Below are 23,562 nucleotides of genomic sequence, written 5' to 3'. Positions count from 1 at the left end.
TCTTATTTCCCGAAGCTGAAGCCGCGGCTTCGGAAGGTGTTTTTACTGCGGCCGATCCTGCGATTGACCTTATCCTGAAAACGTTTCTCCGACGACGCCTTGCGCATGGAGCGACGCTTGTAAAATTCCGGTTTCTTCTTCTGGGTGACGCTTCCCGCGGTGCCAAACTGGCGCTGGGAACCGAAATAAGGTTTGCCTGATTGCCGGGTCGAAGCGTACTGATCGTAATTCCTTCGGCTCAGTCCATAGCCCGCCCAGTCCATCACCTGAGACAGCAACATGTACTTGCCGTAAAACTCCCAGAAACTACCGCCGCTCGAATCGGTGCGCCATTGCCCATACTGTGGGTTGCCCACGTGTTGATAGCCGTTGGGAAAAGGAGTGTTGCTCACAGCGCCGTCGGCGCCTTTAGAGGCGATCACCATGCCCAGATAGGGCTCATACTTTTTATAGACCTCTTCGTCCACTTCCTGAAACGGCAGTTCGTCTTTCTTTTCGCCGACGTCGACGCGGTACTGATGATAATAGCTCGGCACAAAATTGCCCTCAGCGCGCATATCATTAAGAATGATCGCGTACTCCGGCTTATCCGCCAGCTTCTCCTGCAAATTCACCACCGGGTCGGAACTTCCCGAACAGCCGCCCAGAGTCGTCAGACACAGAATCGCAATAACCATTAAAAACAAACTTCGAATTTTCATATCTCAGTTCAATGACTCATAAAAAGATCAAAACAGACACCAGCCTAAACAAGTTCCATCGCTCTGTCAACAAAGGCATCCCGCCAATCAACGGCAAACTGCAATCACAAATAATCGGCAAGGTCTGATTTCATTTTACACGCTTAGCCGCTATAATGACAGCCAGCAGTCATGCAACGCCGACCACCGGAGAGCGATGATTCAACTACCCATATTCCGACGCCTCGTTCAGGTGATGCGTCGTCCCGATGCGCGAAACCTTGTGGTTCTTTCCGTCGTCCTCCTTCTCATCCTCCTCATCTTTGCGATCATTTTTTCCCAGTATGAGGAAGGGGTCAGTTTCAGCGATGGTCTGTGGACCGCCTACGTCACCTTAACAACGATCGGCTACGGCGACTTTTCGGCAAAGACCCTCGAAGGCCGCATTGTCACCGTCGTCGCGTCGATGATCGGCATCGGGTGCTTCGGCGTCCTCACCGGAATGATTCTTGAAAAAGCCATCCAAAGGAGAACACGCAAAATGAAAGGTGAAGGAAGCTACAAGGGTTCCGGCCATCTGACCATCATCAACGTTCCTTCCTACGAGGAAATTCGCGATCTGTTAAAAGAGCTGGATTTGAGTCCCGATTTCAGAGAAACACCTCGCGTCCTCATCACCGCCGCATTGCCAGGAGGCGACAAGGAACTCCCGGATTTCATCGCCAACAAGATCGACGGCTATATCAACGGACTGCCTTCGATGCTGGAAACCCTCGAACGCGCGAACGTCAAAACCTCCAGAGGCTGTCTGCTCATGTCCTCTCCGTCCAATCCGATGATGGACGACACCAACGCGCTGACCGCCGGACTCATCGAAAAACGCTGGCCGCAGGTGGTGACGGTGATGGCCTGCGGACGCGCCGAAACCCTGCGCAACCTGAAAGACTTCAACATCGACGGCGGCGTCAGCGCGGTCAATCTGCAGATGGGGCTCATGGTTCAGGAACTGGAAGACCCCGGAGTGTTTGAAGTCTACAGCCAGTTGTCGTCGAACAGCAACGGCAACCAGATTTACATCAGCCGGACGCCCGTCAGCGCCTGGAACGCGACTCAAACGATCACATTCGGACAACTCAAAATCGCGGCGATCCAGATGAATTACCCGGTCGAGGTCATGGGACTCAAACGCGAGAATGAAGAAAACCTTTTATTAAATCCTTTAAATAGTTTAAATTTAGAGAGTGGAGATCGGCTGGTGTATTTGGCCAAACGCCGTTTTCCATGGTACGAAAACAGCGGTAAACTGATTCAACAGATTCAAAGCCATGAATCCTGAAATCGGCGAGAGTCCTCGCCGGGAATCCAGCGCATGAGTTCTTTCCGCTTCCTGCATTGCTCCGACCTGCATATTGACAGCCCCTTCAAGGGTCTGGCCCGGGTGCGCCCTGAACTGGCGCGACGACTCCGCGAGGCGGGCTATCAGGCCTTTCAAAATATCGTCGCCCTCGCCATCAGCGAGGAAGTCGACGCCGTGGTCATCGCCGGCGACATCTATGACAGCGCCGACAAAAGCCTGCAAGCGCAATTCAAATTTCATCGCGGTCTGCAACAACTGTCCGACGCCGGGATTCCGACTTTTGTCGCGCACGGCAACCACGACCCGCTCGACAGCTGGTCCGCCTCGCTCGAAAGACCCGCAAACGTTCACATCTTTTCAGGACGCGAACCGCAGTGCATGCCGGTCATTCGCAACGGCAGGGAACTTGCGCATGTTCACGGCGTCAGTTTTCCGCGGCGCGACATCCGCGACAACCTGTCGCTCCAGTTCAACGTGAAGAACGCCGAGGTCATTTCCATCGCCGTACTGCACGCCAACGTCGGAGCCGATTCCCAACATGAAAATTATGCGCCCTGCACCTTGCAGGACCTCGTCTCCAAACCTTTCGACTACTGGGCGCTCGGACACGTTCACGCTCACAAAATTTTACGCCAGGAACATCCCGCCGTGGTTTATCCCGGCAACGTGCAGGCCCGTCAATTTCGCGAAGCCGGTCCCAGAGGTTGTTGTATCGTCAACCTGACGCGACACAGTTCGCCGCAGATCGCATTTGTTCCTATCGACGCCATCCGCTTCATGGAAGACACGCTCGACCTGAGCGGAGCGACCACCCTCAACGACGCAGTGCAACAGGCTCAACGGCGCTGTATGGACCTCGCCCTGCAATCCGAAGGACGCGAAAGCGTGATTCGACTCCACCTTGTCGGGCGCGCCGAAATCGACGGCGACTTGAGAAAGCCCCAGGGCCGCGAAGATCTGCAAGGCGAGATTCAGTCCTTTCTGGATTCTCAAAGCCCTCCGATCTGGGTCGACATCCAGATTGAAACCGCCGGGGTCTACGATATCGAAACCTATCGCAACGGTTCCAGCTTCATTTCCGACGTTCTGGCTTTATACGATCAAACCTTGTCGGAACCGGATCGGGAAGAACTCATGGCCCTGCTGAAACCCTTGTTCGAAGACTGGCCGGGCAGAAATTCTCTGGATGAAATATCAGAAGACGAATTGCGGGAACTGCTCTTGCAGGCCCGCGACCTGACGCTCAACCAACTCATTCCCCAAGACTGACCCTTATGCAAATTCGCGAAATCAAAATTGACGGCTTCGGCATATTCAACGACAAGCGTCTTGTGGATTTTCGTCCCGGCATCAACGTCGTCTACGGTCCAAACGAGATTGGTAAAACCTCGCTATTGGAATTCATCCGCCGCACTTTATTTGGCTTTCCCAAACGCAATGAAAAGAAAATTAATTTCTACCAGCCGCGCAACGGCGGCCTGTGCGGCGGTTCGCTGAGCTGTCAGTTGAAGGACGGCTCGTCCATCGAAATCAAGCGCGTTCAACAGGGAACTCAAGTAGGCGATGTTATCGTTGAAACGCCGACGCAATCGCTGAGCGGCCAGGACAGCTTGAACAAACTGCTCAACTTGTCCGGGAAAGAAATTTACCAGAACATCTACGCCTTCACCCTCGATGAATTGCAAAGCGTCAATTCCCTGCACGGCGACGAAATCAAAAACCGAATCTATGGCGCCGGTCTGGGCCTGGGTTCCGTTTCTTTGGGCGATGTCGAAAAATGGATCAACGACCAGTCTCTCTCCCTGTTTCGCCCCAGGGGCTCCACCCAGGCGCTGAACGCCTTGCACAACGAGATCAAGGAATGCGAGCGGGAGATACGCGCCATCCAGCAAGGCGTCGAGAAATTTGATCAGCTGAAGGAAACGATTCGCGATCTTGAAAGCCAGCGCGAAAGCATCGGAAAAAATATTGAACAATTGGAACGGTCGGCGCGGCACCTGGAAATGCGCCGGGATCTTTATCCGGCCATCGCCGCAATGCTCGCGGCGGAGAATGAGTTGAAGGAAACTCCGCAGTATCCTTTTTTTCCTGAAAATGGACTCCAGACGCTGAGCCAGTTGCAACGGGAACGAGACGCGATCCAAAAACGCCTGCAGGAAGAACGCGCCGTGCTCGCATCTATACAGAGGGATTTGGAAGCGGTCCGCTATCAACCCGAATTACTGGAATGCGAGAGCGACATACACTACCTTCAACAATCCACCGAAAAAGTTCGCTCCGCTCTGCAGGACTTGCCCGTCGTTGAAAACGACCGCGACAATCTGCACGAAAAAATTCAGTTCAAAATTTCAAAAATCGACCCCTCTTGGAACGAAGAACGGATCGCCAGTTTCGAAATCAGCGAAGCGGAAATCAGCCAGGCCCACGAATTCTATCAGGACCTCGATACCTTGCGCCAGGCGGTCAATCAATCCAAAGGGAAGCTCGAACTGCACAAGGAGCGCAAGGCCTCCGAACTGTCTCAGGGCAACGAGATTCCCATCTGGCTGTCGTATTTTTCCAAGGGACTCGGCGGCATTGGGCTGATCTGCGCCCTGCTCGGCGCCTGGTTGCTGAACTACCTCCTGATCGCCTTTTCGCTGGTGATGCTGGCGATGGGAGTGATCCTTCACATCAAAACGCGCAACCAGCACGGCGACTTCCAGAAAGAGGATTTACTGGAGAAAAATCTGCAAAACCAGCTCCAAAGCGATCAGCAACTTCTGGATGAAAAACGCGACGCCTGGGCGAAATGGCTGACCGACAAGGGACTCGACCCCAGACTGCCGCCGCTGAACACCGAGAAAATCGGCGAAAACGTCGATGAGATTCGTCGTATGATCGCCGACCGAACCCGGCACGATCAGCGCATTCAAAGCATGAAGGCGACGCTGGACGAAGCCAGACAGCTGTCGCAAAGAATCGCGCAGATCGCGCCGAACCTTTCCAGCAACAGCGACGTGTCTGCGACCATCGAACTGATCTCCGCTCTCTTTGAAGACACGAAAAAAACTCACGCAAAGAAGACCCTGCTGGAAACGCGAGCCTTCGATCAGGAAAAACGCATCGAAGGCTTGACGCTGAAGGCCGACGAAGTGAACCAGAAAATGACTCAGTTCATCGCCAACACCGGGGCCGGCAATGAAGAGGATTTTCAACTACGCCAGGAAGCTGTCAATCATGGGCTTGAACTCAAACAGACCATCGAACAGAACAAACGATTGATCGAAGCGCAAGCGGGTCTCGGCAAATCCTTTGACGCCTTCATCGCCTCGGCGATGTCTTCCACCCCGGCGGACACGGAATCCGAAAAACAAAACGTCGACGAACGCTTGAGAGAGTTGCAAGGGCGCAAGGACCAGATCATGGAAATGATCGGCGAGAATAAAAAAGAAAGCGATCAAATCGCATCCAACGACGACCTCGCCGAAGCGCAGAATCTTTGCGAGCAGAAAAAACAGCAACTCAATGAAGCCTCCCGACGCTGGGCGACTCTGACCTTGTCGCGACACATTCTGCAAAAAGCTAAAAGAACTTATGAGGAAACGCGGCAACCGGGCGTCATCAAATCATCCGCAAACCTTTTCTCCAAAATCACCCAGGGACGCTATTCTCACATCATCAAACCCATAGACGAAGACGACCTGTTGATCGAAGACCCCGACGGACGCAGAAAACGATTCATGGAAATGAGCCGCGGCACGCGCGAGCAATTGTATCTTTCCATGCGTCTCGGTCTGATCGAAGAATACGAAAGCCGCTCCGAGCCGCTTCCCGTCATCATGGACGACGTGTTCGTCAACTTCGACGACGACCGCGCCCAGCAGGTCATTCAGGAGTTCAAACGCTTTGCCGAGACCCGCCAGGTCATCATCATGACCTGCCACCGCTGGTCGCTGGAAGCCTTCAAGCAAGTCGACGCCCACTTCATTTCGCTCCAACCTGAAGCGGAATGAAAGGGATATAATTTCCCCTCTGCAGGAAAAACTTTCCCTATAAATTTCACCCTCTCCCGCCAGCGCGAATCCCATAAACCCTTTGGTTTAAAGGGGCTCCCACTTTAGTTTTTGTTTGGCACACCCTTTGCTTTAAACAGGGCAAGTCATTTTTTTACAAACTAACATTGGGAAATTATCTTGTCTAATCCAACCAGCATTCTGGCCGTTTTCACTCCAAAAGCTCCGGTCGAGCCAACCGCTCCTAAAGACAAAGCTTATGAAAGCGATGACAACTTCAAAGATTTTCTCGACGACGCTATCAAATCCAATCCATCAAAAGAATCGAACGCTTCCTCAACGAAAGAAGACAAAAACCTTCGATCCGACGCGGCTGAAACGAAACGTCTGAATCAGGACAACAAGCAGGCGCGCGATTCGGTCAAAGGAAACGAGGCCGCTCAACAAAACAAACAAAGCGCTGCGACCGACGGTTCTCAACAGGTAGACAAGCAGGCGAAACTGTCCAAGGAAGAAACCCAGGCGCTGATCGAAGACCTCGAAGCCATGGGCGCCTCCAAGGAACAAATCGACGCCTTGCTTCGCATTCTTCAATCCGGCGATGCCGGAGAAGCGACCGCGTTCCTGCAATCCTTTCTGAACAACAACCCGCAACAAATGCAGAGCGCTGTTTCGGATAGCGAAACGAACCTGACCGACCCGACAGAGATGACCGAAGAAATGCAAAGACAGCGCAATCAGGCCATCGACCTGCTGGCGCAGTCCGGGGTCAGCAAGGAACAGGCGAAAGACCTGATCAATAAAATGCAGGCCCGACAAGACGCTCATATCGCCGCATCACAAGCAAACGCTGAAAAAGCTAAACTAGCCTCACAAAATAAAGACAACCTGCTGGAGAATGCAGAGACCGAAGACAAGCCGGATTTCTTCACGCAACTGGGATTGAAATCGCACAAAGTAGAAGACCCCAAGAGCGGAGAATCTGCTTTGAAAAATGCTGACGCGCCAAAAGAAACCAAAGGGCCGCGTATTGTGACCCCGGACACGGGCGATAAAGCCGCCGGTCAAAAGCGACAGGAAGGCGAAGCTCAGATTGATGTCAAAATTCAGGGCGGCGCACCGGTAGCGCCTCGTCAAACCACGGACACTCTGGCGGCAATGAAAGGACCCGATGGCATGAAGGCCACATTGGAAGTTCAAGCTCCAGGCGCGCCGACTTCTGCCGATTCTAGCTCCAAAACACAGGAAGCGGCCAAACCCGTATTGCCTGAATCCTTCGCCGGTCGCGGCGCTGGAGAAACCAAAATCGTCAATCAGATCATCGAAAAATTTTCCATACGGACGACGGGAAATCAGAACGAGGTGAAAATTCGCCTCGATCCGCCGTCGATGGGTTCCGTCCGCATGAGCATTTCCACAGTGGGCGATTCGGTGAGAACGACCATCGTCGCTGAGAATCACGCGGTGAAGCAGGCGATCGAAAATAATCTCGCACAGCTGAAAGAATCCATGAGCGCCCAGGGATTGAATATCGACGAGATCAACGTGCTTGTCGGCGGCGATCCGGGAAATTCATTCCATCAGGAAACTCCCGCCAAGCAGGAAGTTCCTGAGCAGGCGTTCAGCGATTTCATGGAGCAACAACCCGTAAAGTCGGAAACGTTCTATCAACCGAATCCGGGTATCAACAACGTTTTTGATGCAAACACTCGTTCTTTAAGCGTGGTGGCTTGAAGAACAACCTTTGATCCTTTTGGGAGGACATAACAATGATCGCAGGACTGAATCCAATTCCGGCAAACAACTCGGCGTCGCAACTCACCGGCGCAGAGAGCAAGGAAATGGGAAAAACAGATTTTCTACAATTGCTGATCGCTCAGCTTTCCGCTCAGGATCCACTGAATCCGCTGGAAGGTCAGGAGTTCACGGCTCAACTCGCCCAGTTCAGTTCGCTGGAGCAGATGTCCAACGTCAACAAGAACCTCGAAGAAATTCAGGATTTCAACGTCGCCTTGTACAACTCATCCCTGTTCAATCTGATTGGCAAGAGCGTCAACGCGCCGGGCAATTCGTTTGATCATACCGCGGGCGCGCCTGAAAACCTGAGCTACAGCCTCGGCTCCAGCGCCGATACGGTCAAGATCGATATCTTCGATCACACGGGCCTGAAAGTAGACTCTATCACTCTGAATAATCAAAACGCGGGTCTCCAAAGCGTCGGCTGGGATGGAACAGACAGCGAAGGACAACCGCTTCCCAACGGGACCTACACCTTTAACATTTCCGCTGAAGACCTGGGAGGCAATTTTGTTTCCGCCGAATTGTTCACTTCCGGAAAAGTCACCGACGTTATTTTTGAGGGCAAGCAGTCCTTCGCCGTGGTTAACGGCGAAAAGCTCCTGGTCGATGAAATCACAAAAGTCAGCGAAAACTAATTAGATAAAGAGGAGACACCGCATGTCATTAGTCAGTTCATTATTTACAGGGGTTACGGGACTGCTGGGTAATTCAAAGGCGATGAACATCATCGGCGACAATATATCCAACGTCAACACCGTCGGTTTTAAAAGCAGTAAAGCCGTTTTCAGCGATATCTTCAGCACCATTCTTACCAATGGCTCAGTCACCAGTCAGCTGGGTCGAGGTTCGCAATTGCAGGGCGTCATTCAGGCGTTCGGACAAGGTTCCTTTGAAACTTCGTCCAATGCGCTCGATCTCGCCATCGACGGGAGCGGCTTCTTTGTCACCAGCGATGGAACGGGGAACTTTTACACGCGCGCGGGTCAGTTCCGACTGAACGACGACGGACTGGTGCAAGCGATCACCGGCGAAATATTGCAGGGGCAACGCATCACCAACGGCGTCACCTCGGCGACGGTCGAAGACATTGACCTTGCAGGCGTGCAATCGGCTCCGCAAGCGTCGACCCAGTTCACCCTGGGCGCCAATCTGGACACCTCCGCTTCGGCGGGAACGACCTTCACCACGCCGATCACGCTGTTCAACTCGGTGGGCGACACGGTCATTCTCTCCTACAGCTGGGTCAAGTCCGCATCGCCTGCGAATACCTGGGGCTTTTCAATTTCATCCAATCAGGGCACGGTGTCGACTCTCAACGGAGCTTCGGCGACTTCGGGGTCTGTCACCTTTGACACTTCCGGCGCCCTGTCTTCAGTCTCTGTCAACGGGACGGCTTTGGCTTCTCTCGCTGATATTCCCATTGTGATCAGTTTCGCTTCAACCAATCCCACGGCGCAGGACTTGAACGTGACCTGGGACATTGCAACGGGAACCGCCTCCAATGGCAAGCTGACCGGTTACGCCGCGGCGTCGAATAACAATTCCCTGGTGCAAAACGGGTTCACAACAGGCACCCTGACCGGTTTGTCGGTGGATAACGCCGGCGTCATCAGCGGTCTGTTCAACAACGGTCAAACGGAAAACCTGTTCGCCGTCACGCTTGCAGACTTTCTTGCGCCCTCGGGACTGACCCGACGCGGAAGCAATCTGTTTTCTGAATCGGCGGAATCGGGGCAACCCACGCTCGGTCTCGCTCAAACGGGCGGCATCGGCTCGGTGATCGGCAACACGCTTGAACTTTCCAACGTCGATCTTGCGGCTGAATTTGTAACGATGATTCAGACCCAGCAAGCGTTCCAGGCGAGCGCAAGGATCATCTCCACCACTGATGATCTGCTGACTGAAACCGTCAACCTCGTCCGATAAGGACGCTGTTCTCCCAAGCTAAAGGCGGTCCGGACTGTTCTCAGGCCCGGACCGCTTTTTTCTCTTTTCCCCGCTTCCATCCTGCCGTCATTTTGCAGTTGGCTTGGCCTCAACGCTTCTGCTACATTACGATCCATGATTCGCGATCGTCACATTCACGAAGTCAAGCAAGCCACCTCCTTACGTTTCAGCGAACTCTGGAAGCGTAATTTCAATTCCAATAAAAACGCAATTTTAAGGAACCAGGGCGTCGCCGCATTGCGCGACCGCTTCAAAGGGACGCCCAGCATCGTCGTTGGCGCAGGCCCTTCGCTTGATAAAAATATCGCTTTGTTGCAACGCTCCGCAGACAAAGCCCTCATCATATCCAGCGATGCGGCTCTGAAACCTCTGTTACGGCGCGGCGTGAAACCTTCGGTCGTCGTTTGCCTCGATCCGCAGGAAGAGATTTCAAAGTTTTTCAAGGGAACGCCCTCGCGCAATATGCTTCTCGTCGCGCCTTCCATCGTTCACCCGCGCGCTCTGGATTGCTGGGAAGGATCGGTCGTTTTTTACAACAAGCACGCGCCGGATATCCCCGTGTTGACGGAGATTCAACGACTGATTCCGAATATCGGCGTTCTCACTCCGGGCGGCACGGTCTTGTCCGTCGCTTACGATCTGGCGTTTCAAAGCGGATCAAACCCCATCATTTTTGTCGGGCAGGATTTGTCCTGGACCACTCCCAAAACGCATTCGCGTAACAGCGAGATGGAGGACAACGATTTCACCGAAACGCTTCACCGACAAAAAGATAATATCGTGAACGAAACCGACCTTTTTGGGCGGACCCGTCCGACGCTCAAATGCATGTCGGTATCAAAAGAATGGTTCTACTGGGCGTTTTCTAACTGGAATCGCAAACAGCCGACGCGCATTCTGAACTGTAGTGAATCGGGAATTCTGATGGAACACTGCACGGTGATGCCTCTGCGCGAGGCGCTGAATCAATACTGTCGCAAAACAATCAACGTGGCCTGGACGCTAAAAAAAGCGCTCAAATAAAAAGGTGCGTTTGAAGGAAGGTCAGTCCGTATCGCGGGCGCAACGCACGCCCTGCCAGACTTTGAACTTGTCCGGCTCTTCGTTGAATCGGTAGGTCGTTCTCATATAATAAGGCTTGTAGTACCAGTTGCCGCCGCGCAGAACGCGAGAGCTTCCTGTTGCCGGGCCTTTTGGGTCTTTTGTCGGAGAGATATCGTAATATTCGGCATCGTACCAATCGGCGACCCACTCCCACACATTGCCCGCCATCTGATGAATCCCGTAAGGCGAACGACCTTTCTCCATGCCGTCCACAGGCTCCATGACGGCAAATCCCCGTTTTGAAAATTTTCGTCTGAAAGTCACCCGCTCGTCTGTGGGAAACTCATTGCCCCAGGGGAAGATGCGTTGATCGGTTCCGCGCGCGGCCTTTTCCCACTCCGCTTCCGTCGGCAAGCGCTTGCCTTTCCAGCGGCAATAGGCGTCCGCGCCATACCAGGACACGCGATTGACCGGGTGTCGCTCCAAACCGGAACGCGCTTGAAAGACATCTCCTTTTTTTTCGACGGTCACGGACTTTCCCATTTCAATAAAGCGTTCTGCCTCGCCCAGATTGTCGTTCAGGAAACTGGCGAACTCTGCCGCCGTCGTTTCGTAGCGGTCTATATAAAAGGAACTCACATAAACGGAATGCACGGGTTGTTCGTCTTCGTCGCCCCAGGCGCGTTCGTTGTCGATAACGAAACCCATCGCAAACTCGCCTTCGGGTATCAATACCATGGAATCGTCTTTATCGACACGGGTCGTAGCGCACGCCGCGAATAGAAAAACAAGGCTGAGTACTTGAAAAATTCGGGGAAGGCGGCGATTCATTTAAGAGATCAGACTTTTTTCTTCGGAAGGTGGGAACCGTCGCAGAAGGGTCGGTTTTTGGTTTTGAAACATCGGCAGATCAGATAGCTTTTGTTTTTGTCGAGTTGAACCAATTCAGGTTCTCCGCCGCCCAACGTATGATGCGAGGCGTCGCAATAGGGCCAGTGCTGAGACTGCATACAGGTGCAGATAAGAATTTCATCTTCCCCCGTGATTTCTTCCGGGCCTAAATTTTCCGCCATGAGCCGGTTCTCCTGAATTTTGCGGACGCCAGGAACCGCAATATCAATTCCATCTCAATACAGTTCTAATCTAATGCGTTTCGCTCGTCGAGGCAAGGCTTTGGACGTTTTTATCGCCCCCGGCTTTATTCGCCGCGCGGGACATTGGCAGGAAAACCCTGAAAAGCGTCCCCTCGCCCGGCTCGCTTTCAACCTCGATCGTCCCTCCAGCCTGCTGAACGATCTGATATACCGTGGCTAATCCCAGGCCGACGCCATCATCCTTGGTGGTATAAAATGGATCGTAGATCGACTTGAGTTGTTCTTTTGGGATTCCGCATCCAGTATCTTTGATGGACAACAACAATCCCTCTTTTATCGTCGATTGCTTATACACTTTAAAATTCTTTGTCCATTGCAGGGAAATTCTCAACTCGCCTTCGTCCTTCATGGCGTGAAGCGCATTGATGCACAAGTTCCAGAGTATCTGCCGAATCTGCAATCCGTCGGCCATCACAAAAGAGCCCGACTCCAACCGATCCCATGTGATTTGAATCGCTGGTCTGTAATCAACGCTGTTTTTCATCAGGATGATAACATCCTGAACCAGCGTGTTGATATTGATTCTGGATTTTCTATTTTTAGGCGGCTGGGAATAATTCAAAAAATCCGAGACAATGGAATTCAAGCGTTCCGTCTCCGTAATGACAATTCCCATCAATTTCTGATAGACCGCATCGAGCTTCAAACCTTCATTCAAAACCTGGATCGATCCGCTGAGCGACGCCAGAGGATTTCGTATTTCATGCGCAAGACCCGCCGACATGCGCCCCACCGCCGCCATCTGTTCTGCCTGTGAAATCTTTTCCTGCATTTCCGACATGGCCGTCTGATCTTCGAACACCACGATAAAACCCTTGCCGGATTCCGGGTCTTCGTGTTCTTCCAGACGACTGACTTTGGCGCGCACAAAAATTTCCTGACCGTCGCGGCGCATGAATTTTCCGAGCAACTCCAGGGGGAAAGATACTGATCTAGAACTTCGGATCAAATCTTCCAGCCCGGGTAAGGGCAACACTTCATAACAGTGCATTGCCATAACATCGACACTGCGGCAACCCAGCGTCTCCTCTCCCGCCCGATTGATAGAGGTGACGCGCCCTTCCTGATCGGTGGCCAGCAAACCATTGCCCATGTTTTGAATGATTTTCTGATTGAACTCCTGAAGCTCCTGCAGATCGATGTCTTTCAGAGCCAGCTCTTCTTTAATCAGGCGCAGGCGATGCGACAAAATACTCGCGAGATAGGCGACGGCGTAAAAGGAGGCGATATTGAGGGCTATGATGTAAAAACCAAATCCGCTTTCAAAACTGACGTGCGCCTCGGCGAACAGGGACACCGGTTCGATCAGGTCAAAATACTGCAAATCCACCAGCAATCCGTAAATGATGCTGGCGCCGGAAGCGACCAGGAAGGATGCGGCGCGCGGTAGCAAGGCGCTGGTCGCTATGATGACAAATAAATAAAGAAAGGAGAGCGGACTGTCGATGCCGCCGGTAGCGTAGAGCAATCCGCTGACGATCAGCAAATCGCCCACTGACTGCACCGAAGCGACCCAGTAGAGGCGCCGACAGTATTTGTAGAAAAGAACGTAGACGAGGGTCAGGAAATACGCGGCGCCCAGAACCACGCTGAGCGGGACAACCGGCCCGATGAAACCGCCTCGTTGTTGCAGGGTGAGCGCCAGACCGACAAAACCCGTCAACATAACCACCCTGAGAATCATGATGGTTCTGATTCTCAGGAAGAGTTCACGATCGAAATCTGCTTTTATTTCCTGCATGGCGCGATCCTTCTTTAGCCGGAGAGTCGCAGGAGCTAGATGCCTTCACCCATTTTGAAAATCGGCAGATACATGGCGACAACAATGAAACCAACGATCACGCCCAGAAACACCATGAGCATCGGTTCCAGAAGAGAGGTCAGCGCTTCAACGGCGGTATCCACTTCCTCATCATAAAAATCGGCGATTTTAGAGAGCATCTTGTCCAGCGAACCTGCATTTTCGCCAACGTCGATCATCTGGATCACCATGAGAGGGAAAACCGCCTCTCTGGAAAGCGGCGTGGCGATGCTTTCGCCTTCCTTGATCGCTTCGATCGTATTGAACACGGCGATCTCGACCACTTTATTACCGGAAGTCCGCGCGCAAATGTCCAGTCCTTCAATCAAAGGCACGCCGCTGGCGATCAGGGTTCCCAGAGTTCGCGTGAATTTTGCGACGGAAACTTTCTGCACCAGATTACCCACCACCGGCAATTTCAGCAACAGCCGATCAATGGCGATGCGACCGTTTTTGGTGGCGTATATCTGCTTGATGCTGAACACGATGATGCCTACCGTGGCCAGCATGTAATACCATTTCGTCCGAAACAGATCGCTGACATCCATAACGATCTGCGTCGGCCCGGGCAACTCCTGCCCGCCCTGGCCAAACATTTCCGCAAACGCCGGGATAACAAAGATCATGAGAAAGGAAACAACGCCGACCGCAACCGTCACGATCATGGAAGGGTACACCAGAGCGCTTTTCACTTTCTTCTTCAGCGATTCAGATTTTTCAATGTACTCGGAAAGACGGCGCAGGATAACGTCGAGGATACCGCCCACCTCGCCGGCTTCAATCAGGTTGGTGAACAGGTCGTCGAAAACTTTGGGATGCTTGCGCATTGAATCGGACAAATTGTTACCGGCTTCAATACCGCCTTTGATCTGGATGATGATGTCGCCCAGGGTTTTGTTTTCGGCGCCGTTGCCCAGAATGTCCAGACATTGAACTATCGGAAGTCCGGCGTCCACCATGGTGCTGAACTGCCGGGTGAACAGAACAATATCGCGTCCTGTGATCGCCTGTTTGGCAGGACCAAAAAAATCGCTTTCAGATTTCTTCTTGAGAGAGGTGGGGCGAATTTTCTGCTGTTTGAGTTTTGCCGAAGCCTCCTTTTCGGTTTCAGCTTCAATCGAACCCGACTGAACTTTTCCCCGAACCTTGGTTTTGTAGAGGTAGGTGGCCATCGGCGCTCGCGGTCTCAGTTATCGTGAAGCGTGAAAGAATTCAACTTTTGCTGGGTGTTGTTCAATTCGATCCCTATACGCGCCAGCATGTCGGTGGTCATGCGCAAGCGCTCCACAAGCGCCGTGATAACGGCGGAAAAATCTTCTGGAAGGTTTTTCAAATGCTCGTCGAATTTGTCCTTATCGATCACGCCGACGACAACGTCCCCCATCGCCACAACGTTCGCGCTACGAACCTTTTCAGAAATCAAACCCATCTCGCCAAAAACCTCCCCTTCGCCCAGAGTGCCGATGACGATGGTTTTTTTATCCACGCGCTTGGTCACGTGAACCTTGCCCGATATGACAACGTAGGCGTTGTTGCTTTTAATACCCTCGGAAACAATAACGTCTCCCTTTGCAAAACGCTGGTGTATGGGAGTGTCTTTCATATTCATGAGTTGATCTCGCTATCCTTGAAAGAAACTGGTTTCGGTGTAATGGATCCGTTTCGCCAGTGTTAGTCAGATTCAGAGCTCGGCTTCAAACTTTACCAAGCGACTTGAGCGTTTCCTTGTAAACTTTGTACATCATTTCAAATTCGCCAATGGACTTTTTAAGAATGTCGCCCAGCTTCCCCAGATCTTTTTCATTGACCACTACATTGACGCTGTACTGATAAGCCTGCATATCGCTCAGGGTTTTGAAATCTTTCCCCACCAGCGCCACGAAAATATTCCTCCTCAACTCCATGGGTAGCTCAATGATGCTTTGATAGATAGCGCTCTCATCGAGAGAGACGCCGCCAAATTTCTCATGCAGGGCAACCAGATGAAATTTTGTAAACTTCATCTTGTACACGCCCTGTTCCGGCGACTTGGCATACTGGAGCTTGTAATCTTTCTCCTGCAGGGTCTGGGTCCAGACGTCTTTGTTCTTATCGTCCATTATCAGAGCCAGCTCATCGCCCTCATCGTAGATGACCAGTTCCTCTTCATCTGCGAAATCGTCGAGCACCGCCATTTTTGCCGCGCTGACCGGCTCTTCCGCCGGTTCTGCCTTCGCCTTCAAATGCTGATCCACGCGGACTTTCGCCTTGCATCCCGGACAGGTGATATTGAACGCCTGCCCCTTGGGCAATTTTTCATCAGGAATGTTTATATTTTTTTGACATTCGTTACATGTGATCTGCATATCGTCGCCTTTAAAATTGATTGGACACTGCGGACGCCGCCAACATCGCGTTCCGCGGTTTACTTGTCGCCGTATTCGTCGTCCATTCCCAAGCCTTCAATATCTGTCGTCTTCTCGCCGCGCGACGCCTTGATCTGGTCGATGCCGCGACCCACGATGGCTTTTCTCGACGCATAGGCCAGGGCCGTCTCTTCGGTGATTTTGCCTTCGCCCAACAATTTCAAAATATGCTGGTCGAAAGTCCACATGCCGTAGGCGTCGCCGTTGGTGATGATGTCGTAATAAGACTTGCCCTCGTCCTCGCCATTCACAATCGCGTCTTTAACGCGCATGTTGGAGGTCATGATTTCCAGCAGAGCCACGCGCCCTCCGCCCACCTTCGGCAAGAGCCGTTGGCAGATGATGTAGCGAACGGTGTCCGCGAGTCGCAGTCGAATCTGCTGTTCTTCTTCCTGCGCAAACATACCGACGATGCGGTTGATGGTTTGTCCCGCGTCTACGGTGTGCAGGGTGCTCATCACCAGATGCCCCGTTTCCGCCGCGCTCAGACCGATCTCCACCGTTTCGCGGTCGCGCATTTCGCCCACCAGAATCACTTTGGGAGCCTGGCGCAGAGCCGCGCGCAGACCGCTGGAGAAGGCGTCGTAGTCGCTTCCCAGTTCGCGCTGGTTGAATGTCGCTTTCTTATGAGGATGCACAAATTCCACCGGGTCCTCAAGGGTGATGATATGCACCGACTTCTCCTCGTTCATTTTATTGAGGAGCGCCGCCAGCGTCGTCGACTTACCGCTTCCCGTCGCGCCGGTCACAAGGATGAGGCCGTTTTTTTCTTCCGCCGCCTTGGCGAACTGCGGTGGCAACTTCAATTCTTCGATGGAGGGAATGCGAGTCTCGAGCTTTCGCAGAACGATGGAATAATTGCCGCGCTGGGAAAAAATATTGACGCGGAATCGCGCCTTACCGACAAGGAAATAAGAACAGTCGCAGGAGCCTTCACGAATCAGTATTTCCGTGAGCCTGCGGTCGGAATTGATCAGGTTCAATGCGAAAATCTCAGCCTGAAACGGGGTGATCTTGGGCATCTCCGGATCAATGGGCACTCCCGTTAACTGACCGGACGACTCCACCTGAAAGGGTTTGCCGACGGTGACGTTGAGGTCGGAAATATTGCCGAAGGCCTCCAGCATGGTGGTCAGTACATGATCGATTTCAGCTTTTTTCATAATCCCTCTTTAAATAAATTCCGGCGGTTTCTTCAAAAATTGAACGAACCGTTCTTTAACAATGGATTTGTCGTAAGCGTCTTCGGCGGAAATTTTACCCTCTTCCAATGCGATGAGAATCGCGTCGTCGAGAGACTGCATGCCAAACTTTTTACCTGTTTGAATGGCCGACGGAATCTGGAAGGTTTTGCCTTCGCGAATCAGGTTGGATACGGCGGGAGTCACCACCAGAACTTCCAGCACCGCCATGCGCCCCTTCTTGTCGATGCGCTTGAACAAATTCTGCGCAACAACCCCTTTCAGGGACTCGGACAGGGTGGTGCGAATCTGCGCTTGTTGATGGGCGGGAAAAACGTCGATCACACGATCCACAGTCTTGGCCGCGCTCTGCGTGTGCAGGGTTCCAAAAACAAGATGTCCTGTGGAAGCGGCTTCCAGCGCCAATTCGATGGTTTCCAGATCGCGCATTTCGCCGACCAGAATGATGTCGGGATCTTCGCGCAAGGCTCCCTTGAGCGCGGCTTTGAAACTCTTGGTGTGGACGCCCACCTCGCGATGGTTGACCACGCAACCCTGGTTCTTATGAACAAACTCGACCGGGTCCTCAACGGTGATGATATGACTTTTCTTATTGCGGTTCACATAATCCATCATCGCCGCAAGCGTTGTGGATTTACCGCTACCCGTCGGCCCCGTCACCAGAACCATTCCCTTATGCAACATGGAGAGCTTGGTGATGACGGAAGGGAGACCCAACTGCTCCGAAGTCAGAATCGTGCTGGGAATTTCGCGGAAGACGGCGCCCACGCCCCATTTCTGCTGAAAAAAATTGGCGCGGTAACGCGCCAGATTGGGAATCTCATAAGCGAAATCCACATCTCCCGTTTCTTCAAAAACCTTGATCTTGTTTTCGGGAGCGATTTCATAAAGCATGGCCTTCAGTTCATCGTTCTCCAGAACTTTGAATTTAACCCGCTCCATATCACCGTGTACGCGGAGAACAGGTTGGGAACCAGCAACCAGGTGAAGATCGGAGGCCCCTTGATCGTTCATTAATTTAAAAAACGCATCAATTTTTGCCACGGGTCACCCTTCGTTATTCGGGTTGATATTGAAATCACGAATGACATTGTCCTCGCTGGGAGGCATTTGCAAAGGCTCTCCATTCAAGGTCAATTGAACGCCGTTCTTATTGCCGATCGTGATTATAAAATTCTTGTCGCCTTGATACTCTTTACGCGTCCCCGCCGGGAGTATAAAATCCTCGTCGCGCTCGCCGTCGATCAATAATTTAAACCACGAATTCTCCTCAGCGACGATGGTCAGTTTATACCGTTTAACTTCATTTTTTTGATTTTCTTTCAACGCTTCTGAAATTTCGGAAGATTCGGGTGCGTCTTCAGGAGCAAGCGCGGCAGGCGTTTGCGGCGCAGGCTCTATCGCCGCAGGCGTTGAAGGAGTTTCAAGAGCATCGTTCGAAACGGGATTGCCAGCGTTCTCATCCGAAGTCGCAATCGCCGTATCCATTACAGGAGCTGGAGCAGGCTCTGAAACTTCAGTCGCGGGTTCGACAATTGACGGCGCGGCAGGCGTCGTCTTGATTGTCGCCTTTTCAGGTTTGGCGCTTTTGGGTAAATTTGAAATCAGGAAATAAACTCCTCCGACGAACGCCGCCACTCCGACCAGCATCAGGAGTCCTTTGAAAACCGAATTGCCGGATTTTGCGTTGATATTCGCCTGCTCGATTTCCAGATCGTTAATTTTTTTCTTGCGGAGTTTTCCAATCGCTTCATCATAGACGTTCAACACTTCGTCCACATCAGAACCGATCGCTTTGGCGTAAGAGCGAATATAGCCCTTGATGAAAACCTCTCCCGGCAACTGATCCAATTTATTGTCTTCAATCGCACGAAGAAATTGAATATGCACTTTCGTCGCGCCGGCAATCTCCTCTAAGGGCACTCCGCGCAACTCCCTCTCTTTTTTTAAATAAGAACCAAAATCTTCGTTCATCGTTTCCGTCATTGAGAGGAGATCAAGTTTAAATATTCACGAGACATATCGGAGCGTTCGCCAGTGGCCTCCAATCGCACCACGGACTCGAAATGCCTGCGCGCCTGAGTAAAATTCTGTTTCTTCAAATACAGCAAGGCCGATTCAAAATGAGCAGGCGCGAACTCAGGCTTCATACGCGCCGCCAATTCAAACGACTCCAGCGCCTTATCAAATTTTTCGTTGAACTTGAACGCCAGTCCCAGATTGTAGCGTATATCGGCGTTTTCGGCGATGTCCAGAGCCAGGAGCCATTGTCTCTCCGCCTCGTCAAAGCGTTTGAGATTGTAATAGGACAAGGCCAGCCAATTATAGACCGTGTGCGGCATTGGCGTTCCAGGTCTCTTCAGGTCTTCTTCAAGATAATGCGCCGCCTGCGACCAGCGACCTTGCTCCAAATAGAGGCGCCCTAGTTTTCTGTAAGCGTCTTTATTGTCCGAATCCATCTCCAACACTTCCAGAAATACGCTCTCTGCGGCGTCCAGATTTCCCTCCGAATAATGGATCGCTCCTATATAGAGTGGGTACGCGCTATTGTGAGGATCTAGCCGGGCCGCATCCTGGATGCTACCTATGGCTTCCTTGAGCATATTGAGTGAAAGGAATTGCAAACCGTCCTTGAACTTGTCCCGCGCCTTGCTCTTATCTTCAAAGCTGGCTTCTTCCTTAGGAATCTGGGCGGACGAAGTGTTCGGAGTATCCATAGAAGCGCAACCCCACAGCCCCAGACAACCAGCCAGCGCTAATAATTTCAATTGATTCACTGTGTTTTCTTTCAACATACCAAACATTGGCGAAGGCTCTCCTGCTCTTTGGAATCCGTTGACTAGAAAATATAGCAAACTGCAGTAAAATTCTCAATAAATGAAAAATACCTTTTATTTCAAATCGTTATACAGAACATAAAAAAGAATTAAAGTTTACGCGCTTTTAATCCGTCAAGTAACGTGAGAGCTATTATCGTCTTTAAGCGTCAACAATCGATGTCAGAATTAAAACCATTGAAATTTTAGGGTTTTTTCCTCTGCACTTTTCGAACGGGCGCCGCGCCGACAAATGCAACTCATTGAATTTCATAATCTTAATCTTATTTTTACACATATTTTCATTATATGAGTAATTGACTTTAAAATAAAAAATATTTATTATAGATATCGTTTTTATAACTAATTTATCGGAAGGGGGTGGGATCGGAAAATCAAACTTTGCTGAACCGCGTATTTAAGTTTTAAGTACGTTCCATAAATTTCGAAATCAATTCACTTGATATATAGATTAGGAGAAAATTCAATGTTAACCAAGCTTGCATCCCGAGGAAGTCTCCTCCTGGCGATGATTGCTCTTTTCGGCTTAAGCGCTTCTCAGGCTTACGCGGCGGAAGACCACAATATCGTCACGCCTTATTTCCAGACATCGGGAACCACCAACTACACTTTTATCGCGGTGTCCCATCCGTCTTTGTCCAACATGGCTTCCAACATTGGCGTTCTCGCCACTGCAAAGTCTCTGACGGGCACGACCTACGGCACAACGAGCTTCACTGTTTCCGCTGGTAACACCACTCGTATTTTCGTGTTCCAGACCGGTCATAGCATTTCCGCCGTTTCTGCGAACCAGATCATTAATGCCGCCGCTGGAGCAGGCTCGATCACTTTTACGCCGATCGCGACTGCGCCTGGCACAATTACCTCAGCCAACAACGGCAACGGCAATCGTTCGCCCACTCAGTTGTCATTCTGGGGCGCCATCGTTCTCCAGGAAACTGGTGGTAACAATGGTTTTGCCATGGAGTTTATCGGCGACCTGCACGATTCAACACGAGGTCTGCAAACGTCTCAACCGTAAGTTGACCTTGCGAATGGTTTAAGTTTCAGAGAGAGGCCGGCTACACAGCCGGCCTCTTTTTTTATCCATACCTCAAAAAATCTTTTATGAAACTTGCATTGCTATTTGCATTGGCTATTCTCACAGGCTTGCAAGCCTGCGGCCAGGCCAAAGTTCAAAGCGATCCCAAACAGGCGCAGGAACATTACCGCCTTGGAATCGAGTTTGCCCAACATTCGTTATTTAAAAATTCATTAGAGGAACTCGAACTGGCGATCCGCTTTGATCCTACCAACGCCAAATATCACCGCAAAAAAGGTTTGATTCATTTTGCAATGGGCGAGTTAAAAGCCGCCGGAGATTTTTTTAAAAAATCGATCGAACTGGACCCGAATGAAGTTCAAGCCTATATCAACCTGGGGATGGTTCATTATACTCAGAAGGAAGCCGAGCTTGCACAAGCTCAATGGGAAAAAGCCGTCGCCCTTCACGACAACGACGACGATTCCAAAGCGCTGAACAATTTGGGAAATTTACTCAAGGTACAAGGTAAGCTCGACGAGGCCATCGCTCACTATCAGAAAGCCATCGATCAATCGCCGCAGAACACCCTGCTCATCGACAACCTGGCGGACGCTTATCGGCAAAAAGGGGAGTTTGCGAAAGCTGAGGACTTGTTAAAAACTTCCCTGTCCCTGAACGCCAATGGAATGATGGCTTTTTACAATCTGGGGCTGGTGTACAAAGATCAAAACAAAGCGCTGGAAGCGATTGAAGCATTCAACCAATCGCTGGCAATCAATCCGGGCAACATCGAATCGTATTATCAAATCGCCACTGTACTCAAAGCGAACAACGACATCGCTTCCGCCAAAACAGTGATCGCCAAAGCTCTGGAGGCGAATCCTGAAAACGCCAAATACAAAGAGTTCTTAAAGTCACTGGAGTCGTCCTGAATAACCGCTCCGCGCGAGCGGCTCTCCAGATAAACGCTCACTTCCGGAAAATCATCCAGCCTCTACGCTCAAATCCGGATGCGCGGCGTCGCGCAGAAAACTTTCAATATATTGCAAGGTCCCCATCGTGGAGCTGGGACAACTGCCACAGGCTCCCTGGTAATGAATCTTCACAACCGATCCGTCGATGGCCAACACTTCCAGACCGCCGCCATCGTTAGCCAGGGCCGGGCGAACGCCCTTGTCCAACAAGGCTTCGATGATTCTGCTCTTTTCTTCCGTCGGCAGGTTGATGAAGTTTTCCTTGTCGAATGAATCCAGAATCGAATCTTCTTCTTGAACGCGCGGCTCATCGGCGACCGTCTGGAACTCAAAACTTTCTTCCAGAACGTTGTTGATTTTTTCCATGATCGTCGACCATCCCACAGTCGGGGATTTGGTGACGGTGACAAAATCGTCCTTCACAAAAACATTCTGAACGCCAAAAATCTGAAAAATTTTCTCGCCGAAGGCATTGCCTTTCGCGTCATCCGCAGAGTCAAAGGTCTTCGTCTTGCCTTCTTCAATTGCGCGCTGATCCAGGGTGAACTGAAACGCCTCCGGATTGGGAGTCGGTTGCACGCGCAATACTTTATAAACTGGCTTCGCAGTACCCGTAACCGTTTCAGTCGGAGCCGCTTCATTCCCGGCGGAACCGTTGCCTGCTCCGGTAATTTTCTTGATTAAATCGCCAAAGATACCCATAACTTTCTCCTGAAGCAATCGCTATAGATTGTTTTAATTCCTGAACGAGCCTATGGCCCTTACTATTAGATAGAAAACGGCGCGCTTTGATTCATCTATTCGATACAAGTAACGCGCGTTTTCACGAAATTTCAATGTAGGAGTGAATCGACCCTGCCCATCAACCGTCGGTTGATCCAAAACCGCCTTCTCCCCGTCCCGTAGCGTCCAGACTGTCAACCTGCCGGAACAGCAGGGATTCGAACTTCACGACCAGCAACTGGGCGATGCGGTCTCCCGCTTCATATTCGAAATCCGCATCGGAATGATTGAAAAGCAAGACTCTGATCTCACCGCGGTAGCCCGAATCGATCACGCCCGCCCCACAATCGATCGATCGATTGACGGCCAGCCCGCTTCGCGGCCAGACCAGCCCCACGCATCCATCGGGTAAGGCGAGACGAATCCCAGTCGAAACCAGCGTTTGCCCTCTCGCGGGCACCACGCCAGCGTTGTCAGCGCGCAAATCGGCTCCAGCGTCTCCAGGGTGCGAATAAGCGGGAAGGCGTTCGCCTTCCACCGGGCACACCAGTTTCGTCGTAGCATCCATAGCTCACTCCAAAAGGACAAGAGAAAACAAAACTGAATGTTCTATACTAAA

22 protein-coding genes are annotated in these 23,562 nt (G+C 51.6%); 9 read left to right on the top strand and 13 right to left on the bottom strand.

The features are described 5' to 3' along the window. Positions 1 to 2 precede the first annotated feature (2 nt). On the bottom strand, positions 3 to 701 hold the full coding sequence (locus tag G3M78_06865; GenBank protein ID QPJ65124.1) for a hypothetical protein: 699 nt from the start codon (positions 699 to 701) through the stop codon (positions 3 to 5). 196 nt (positions 702 to 897) lie between these two features. Here G3M78_06865 and G3M78_06860 point away from each other — a divergent pair, with 196 nt between their 5' ends. From G3M78_06860 to G3M78_06830, 7 genes are all read left to right on the top strand, one after another. Further along, positions 898 to 2,016, top strand: a complete 1,119-nt coding sequence (locus G3M78_06860; protein ID QPJ65123.1) for a hypothetical protein — start codon at positions 898 to 900, stop codon at positions 2,014 to 2,016. A gap of 33 nt (positions 2,017 to 2,049) precedes the next feature. After that, complete coding sequence (locus tag G3M78_06855) at positions 2,050 to 3,306, top strand: DNA repair exonuclease (GenBank protein ID QPJ65122.1); 1,257 nt, start codon at positions 2,050 to 2,052, stop codon at positions 3,304 to 3,306. Positions 3,307 to 3,311: 5 nt separating this feature from the next. Next, positions 3,312 to 6,032 (top strand): AAA family ATPase, encoded by a 2,721-nt coding sequence (locus tag G3M78_06850; GenBank protein QPJ65121.1) that lies wholly within the window; start codon positions 3,312 to 3,314, stop codon positions 6,030 to 6,032. Between the two features lie 180 nt (positions 6,033 to 6,212). Beyond that, positions 6,213 to 7,766 (top strand): hypothetical protein, encoded by a 1,554-nt coding sequence (locus tag G3M78_06845; GenBank protein ID QPJ65120.1) that lies wholly within the window; start codon positions 6,213 to 6,215, stop codon positions 7,764 to 7,766. A gap of 35 nt (positions 7,767 to 7,801) precedes the next feature. Then, positions 7,802 to 8,467 carry a flagellar hook assembly protein FlgD gene (locus G3M78_06840; protein QPJ65119.1) on the top strand — a complete coding sequence of 222 codons (666 nt, stop codon included), beginning with the start codon at positions 7,802 to 7,804 and terminating at the stop codon, positions 8,465 to 8,467. A gap of 22 nt (positions 8,468 to 8,489) precedes the next feature. Continuing rightward, positions 8,490 to 9,758 carry a flagellar hook protein FlgE gene (locus G3M78_06835; protein ID QPJ65118.1) on the top strand — a complete coding sequence of 423 codons (1,269 nt, stop codon included), beginning with the start codon at positions 8,490 to 8,492 and terminating at the stop codon, positions 9,756 to 9,758. Between the two features lie 135 nt (positions 9,759 to 9,893). After that, entirely contained in the window at positions 9,894 to 10,802 is a 909-nt protein-coding gene (locus G3M78_06830; protein ID QPJ65117.1) for a DUF115 domain-containing protein, read from the top strand. Positions 10,803 to 10,823: 21 nt separating this feature from the next. On the opposite strand, the gene G3M78_06825 is transcribed toward G3M78_06830, so the two are convergent. The 10 genes from G3M78_06825 to G3M78_06780 all read right to left on the bottom strand — a co-directional run bounded on the left by G3M78_06825 (position 10,824) and on the right by G3M78_06780 (position 20,189). Next, on the bottom strand, positions 10,824 to 11,654 hold the full coding sequence (locus G3M78_06825) for a formylglycine-generating enzyme family protein (GenBank protein QPJ65116.1): 831 nt from the start codon (positions 11,652 to 11,654) through the stop codon (positions 10,824 to 10,826). A gap of 8 nt (positions 11,655 to 11,662) precedes the next feature. Continuing rightward, positions 11,663 to 11,896, bottom strand: coding sequence for a CDGSH iron-sulfur domain-containing protein (locus tag G3M78_06820; protein ID QPJ66792.1), 234 nt, complete (start codon positions 11,894 to 11,896; stop codon positions 11,663 to 11,665). Positions 11,897 to 11,966: 70 nt separating this feature from the next. After that, complete coding sequence (locus G3M78_06815) at positions 11,967 to 13,718, bottom strand: PAS domain S-box protein (GenBank protein QPJ65115.1); 1,752 nt, start codon at positions 13,716 to 13,718, stop codon at positions 11,967 to 11,969. A 35-nt stretch (positions 13,719 to 13,753) separates the two neighbouring features. Next, on the bottom strand, positions 13,754 to 14,950 hold the full coding sequence (locus tag G3M78_06810) for a type II secretion system F family protein (protein ID QPJ65114.1): 1,197 nt from the start codon (positions 14,948 to 14,950) through the stop codon (positions 13,754 to 13,756). Positions 14,951 to 14,964: 14 nt separating this feature from the next. Beyond that, positions 14,965 to 15,387: a cyclic nucleotide-binding domain-containing protein gene (locus tag G3M78_06805; protein QPJ65113.1), complete on the bottom strand. Its 423-nt coding sequence runs from the start codon at positions 15,385 to 15,387 to the stop codon at positions 14,965 to 14,967. A gap of 85 nt (positions 15,388 to 15,472) precedes the next feature. Continuing rightward, positions 15,473 to 16,123, bottom strand: a complete 651-nt coding sequence (locus G3M78_06800; GenBank protein QPJ65112.1) for a hypothetical protein — start codon at positions 16,121 to 16,123, stop codon at positions 15,473 to 15,475. A gap of 59 nt (positions 16,124 to 16,182) precedes the next feature. Beyond that, entirely contained in the window at positions 16,183 to 17,346 is a 1,164-nt protein-coding gene (locus G3M78_06795; GenBank protein ID QPJ65111.1) for a PilT/PilU family type 4a pilus ATPase, read from the bottom strand. Between the two features lie 9 nt (positions 17,347 to 17,355). After that, positions 17,356 to 18,429, bottom strand: a complete 1,074-nt coding sequence (locus tag G3M78_06790; protein ID QPJ65110.1) for a type IV pilus twitching motility protein PilT — start codon at positions 18,427 to 18,429, stop codon at positions 17,356 to 17,358. A gap of 3 nt (positions 18,430 to 18,432) precedes the next feature. Beyond that, positions 18,433 to 19,359: a helix-turn-helix domain-containing protein gene (locus tag G3M78_06785; protein ID QPJ65109.1), complete on the bottom strand. Its 927-nt coding sequence runs from the start codon at positions 19,357 to 19,359 to the stop codon at positions 18,433 to 18,435. A gap of 8 nt (positions 19,360 to 19,367) precedes the next feature. Then, positions 19,368 to 20,189: a tetratricopeptide repeat protein gene (locus G3M78_06780; GenBank protein ID QPJ65108.1), complete on the bottom strand. Its 822-nt coding sequence runs from the start codon at positions 20,187 to 20,189 to the stop codon at positions 19,368 to 19,370. Between the two features lie 499 nt (positions 20,190 to 20,688). Here G3M78_06780 and G3M78_06775 point away from each other — a divergent pair, with 499 nt between their 5' ends. Together G3M78_06775 and G3M78_06770 are read left to right on the top strand one after the other, a co-directional pair. Continuing rightward, a complete protein-coding gene (locus G3M78_06775) occupies positions 20,689 to 21,243 on the top strand; it encodes a hypothetical protein (protein ID QPJ65107.1) in 555 nt (184 codons plus the stop codon). Between the two features lie 86 nt (positions 21,244 to 21,329). Next, positions 21,330 to 22,178 (top strand): tetratricopeptide repeat protein, encoded by an 849-nt coding sequence (locus tag G3M78_06770; GenBank protein ID QPJ65106.1) that lies wholly within the window; start codon positions 21,330 to 21,332, stop codon positions 22,176 to 22,178. 51 nt (positions 22,179 to 22,229) lie between these two features. Here the strand turns inward: G3M78_06770 and G3M78_06765 are convergent, their stop codons facing one another. Both G3M78_06765 and dut read right to left on the bottom strand, forming a co-directional pair. Then, positions 22,230 to 22,922, bottom strand: a complete 693-nt coding sequence (locus G3M78_06765; protein ID QPJ65105.1) for a NifU family protein — start codon at positions 22,920 to 22,922, stop codon at positions 22,230 to 22,232. Between the two features lie 160 nt (positions 22,923 to 23,082). Next, positions 23,083 to 23,511: a dUTP diphosphatase gene (gene dut, locus G3M78_06760; GenBank protein ID QPJ65104.1), complete on the bottom strand. Its 429-nt coding sequence runs from the start codon at positions 23,509 to 23,511 to the stop codon at positions 23,083 to 23,085. Positions 23,512 to 23,562: the final 51 nt, after the last annotated feature.

Source organism: Candidatus Nitrohelix vancouverensis, assembly GCA_015698305.1.
Classification (GTDB): domain Bacteria; phylum Nitrospinota; class Nitrospinia; order Nitrospinales; family VA-1; genus Nitrohelix; species Nitrohelix vancouverensis.
Note: the sequence above shows the minus strand (reverse complement) of the source record. Positions and strands in the feature narration are given on the sequence as shown.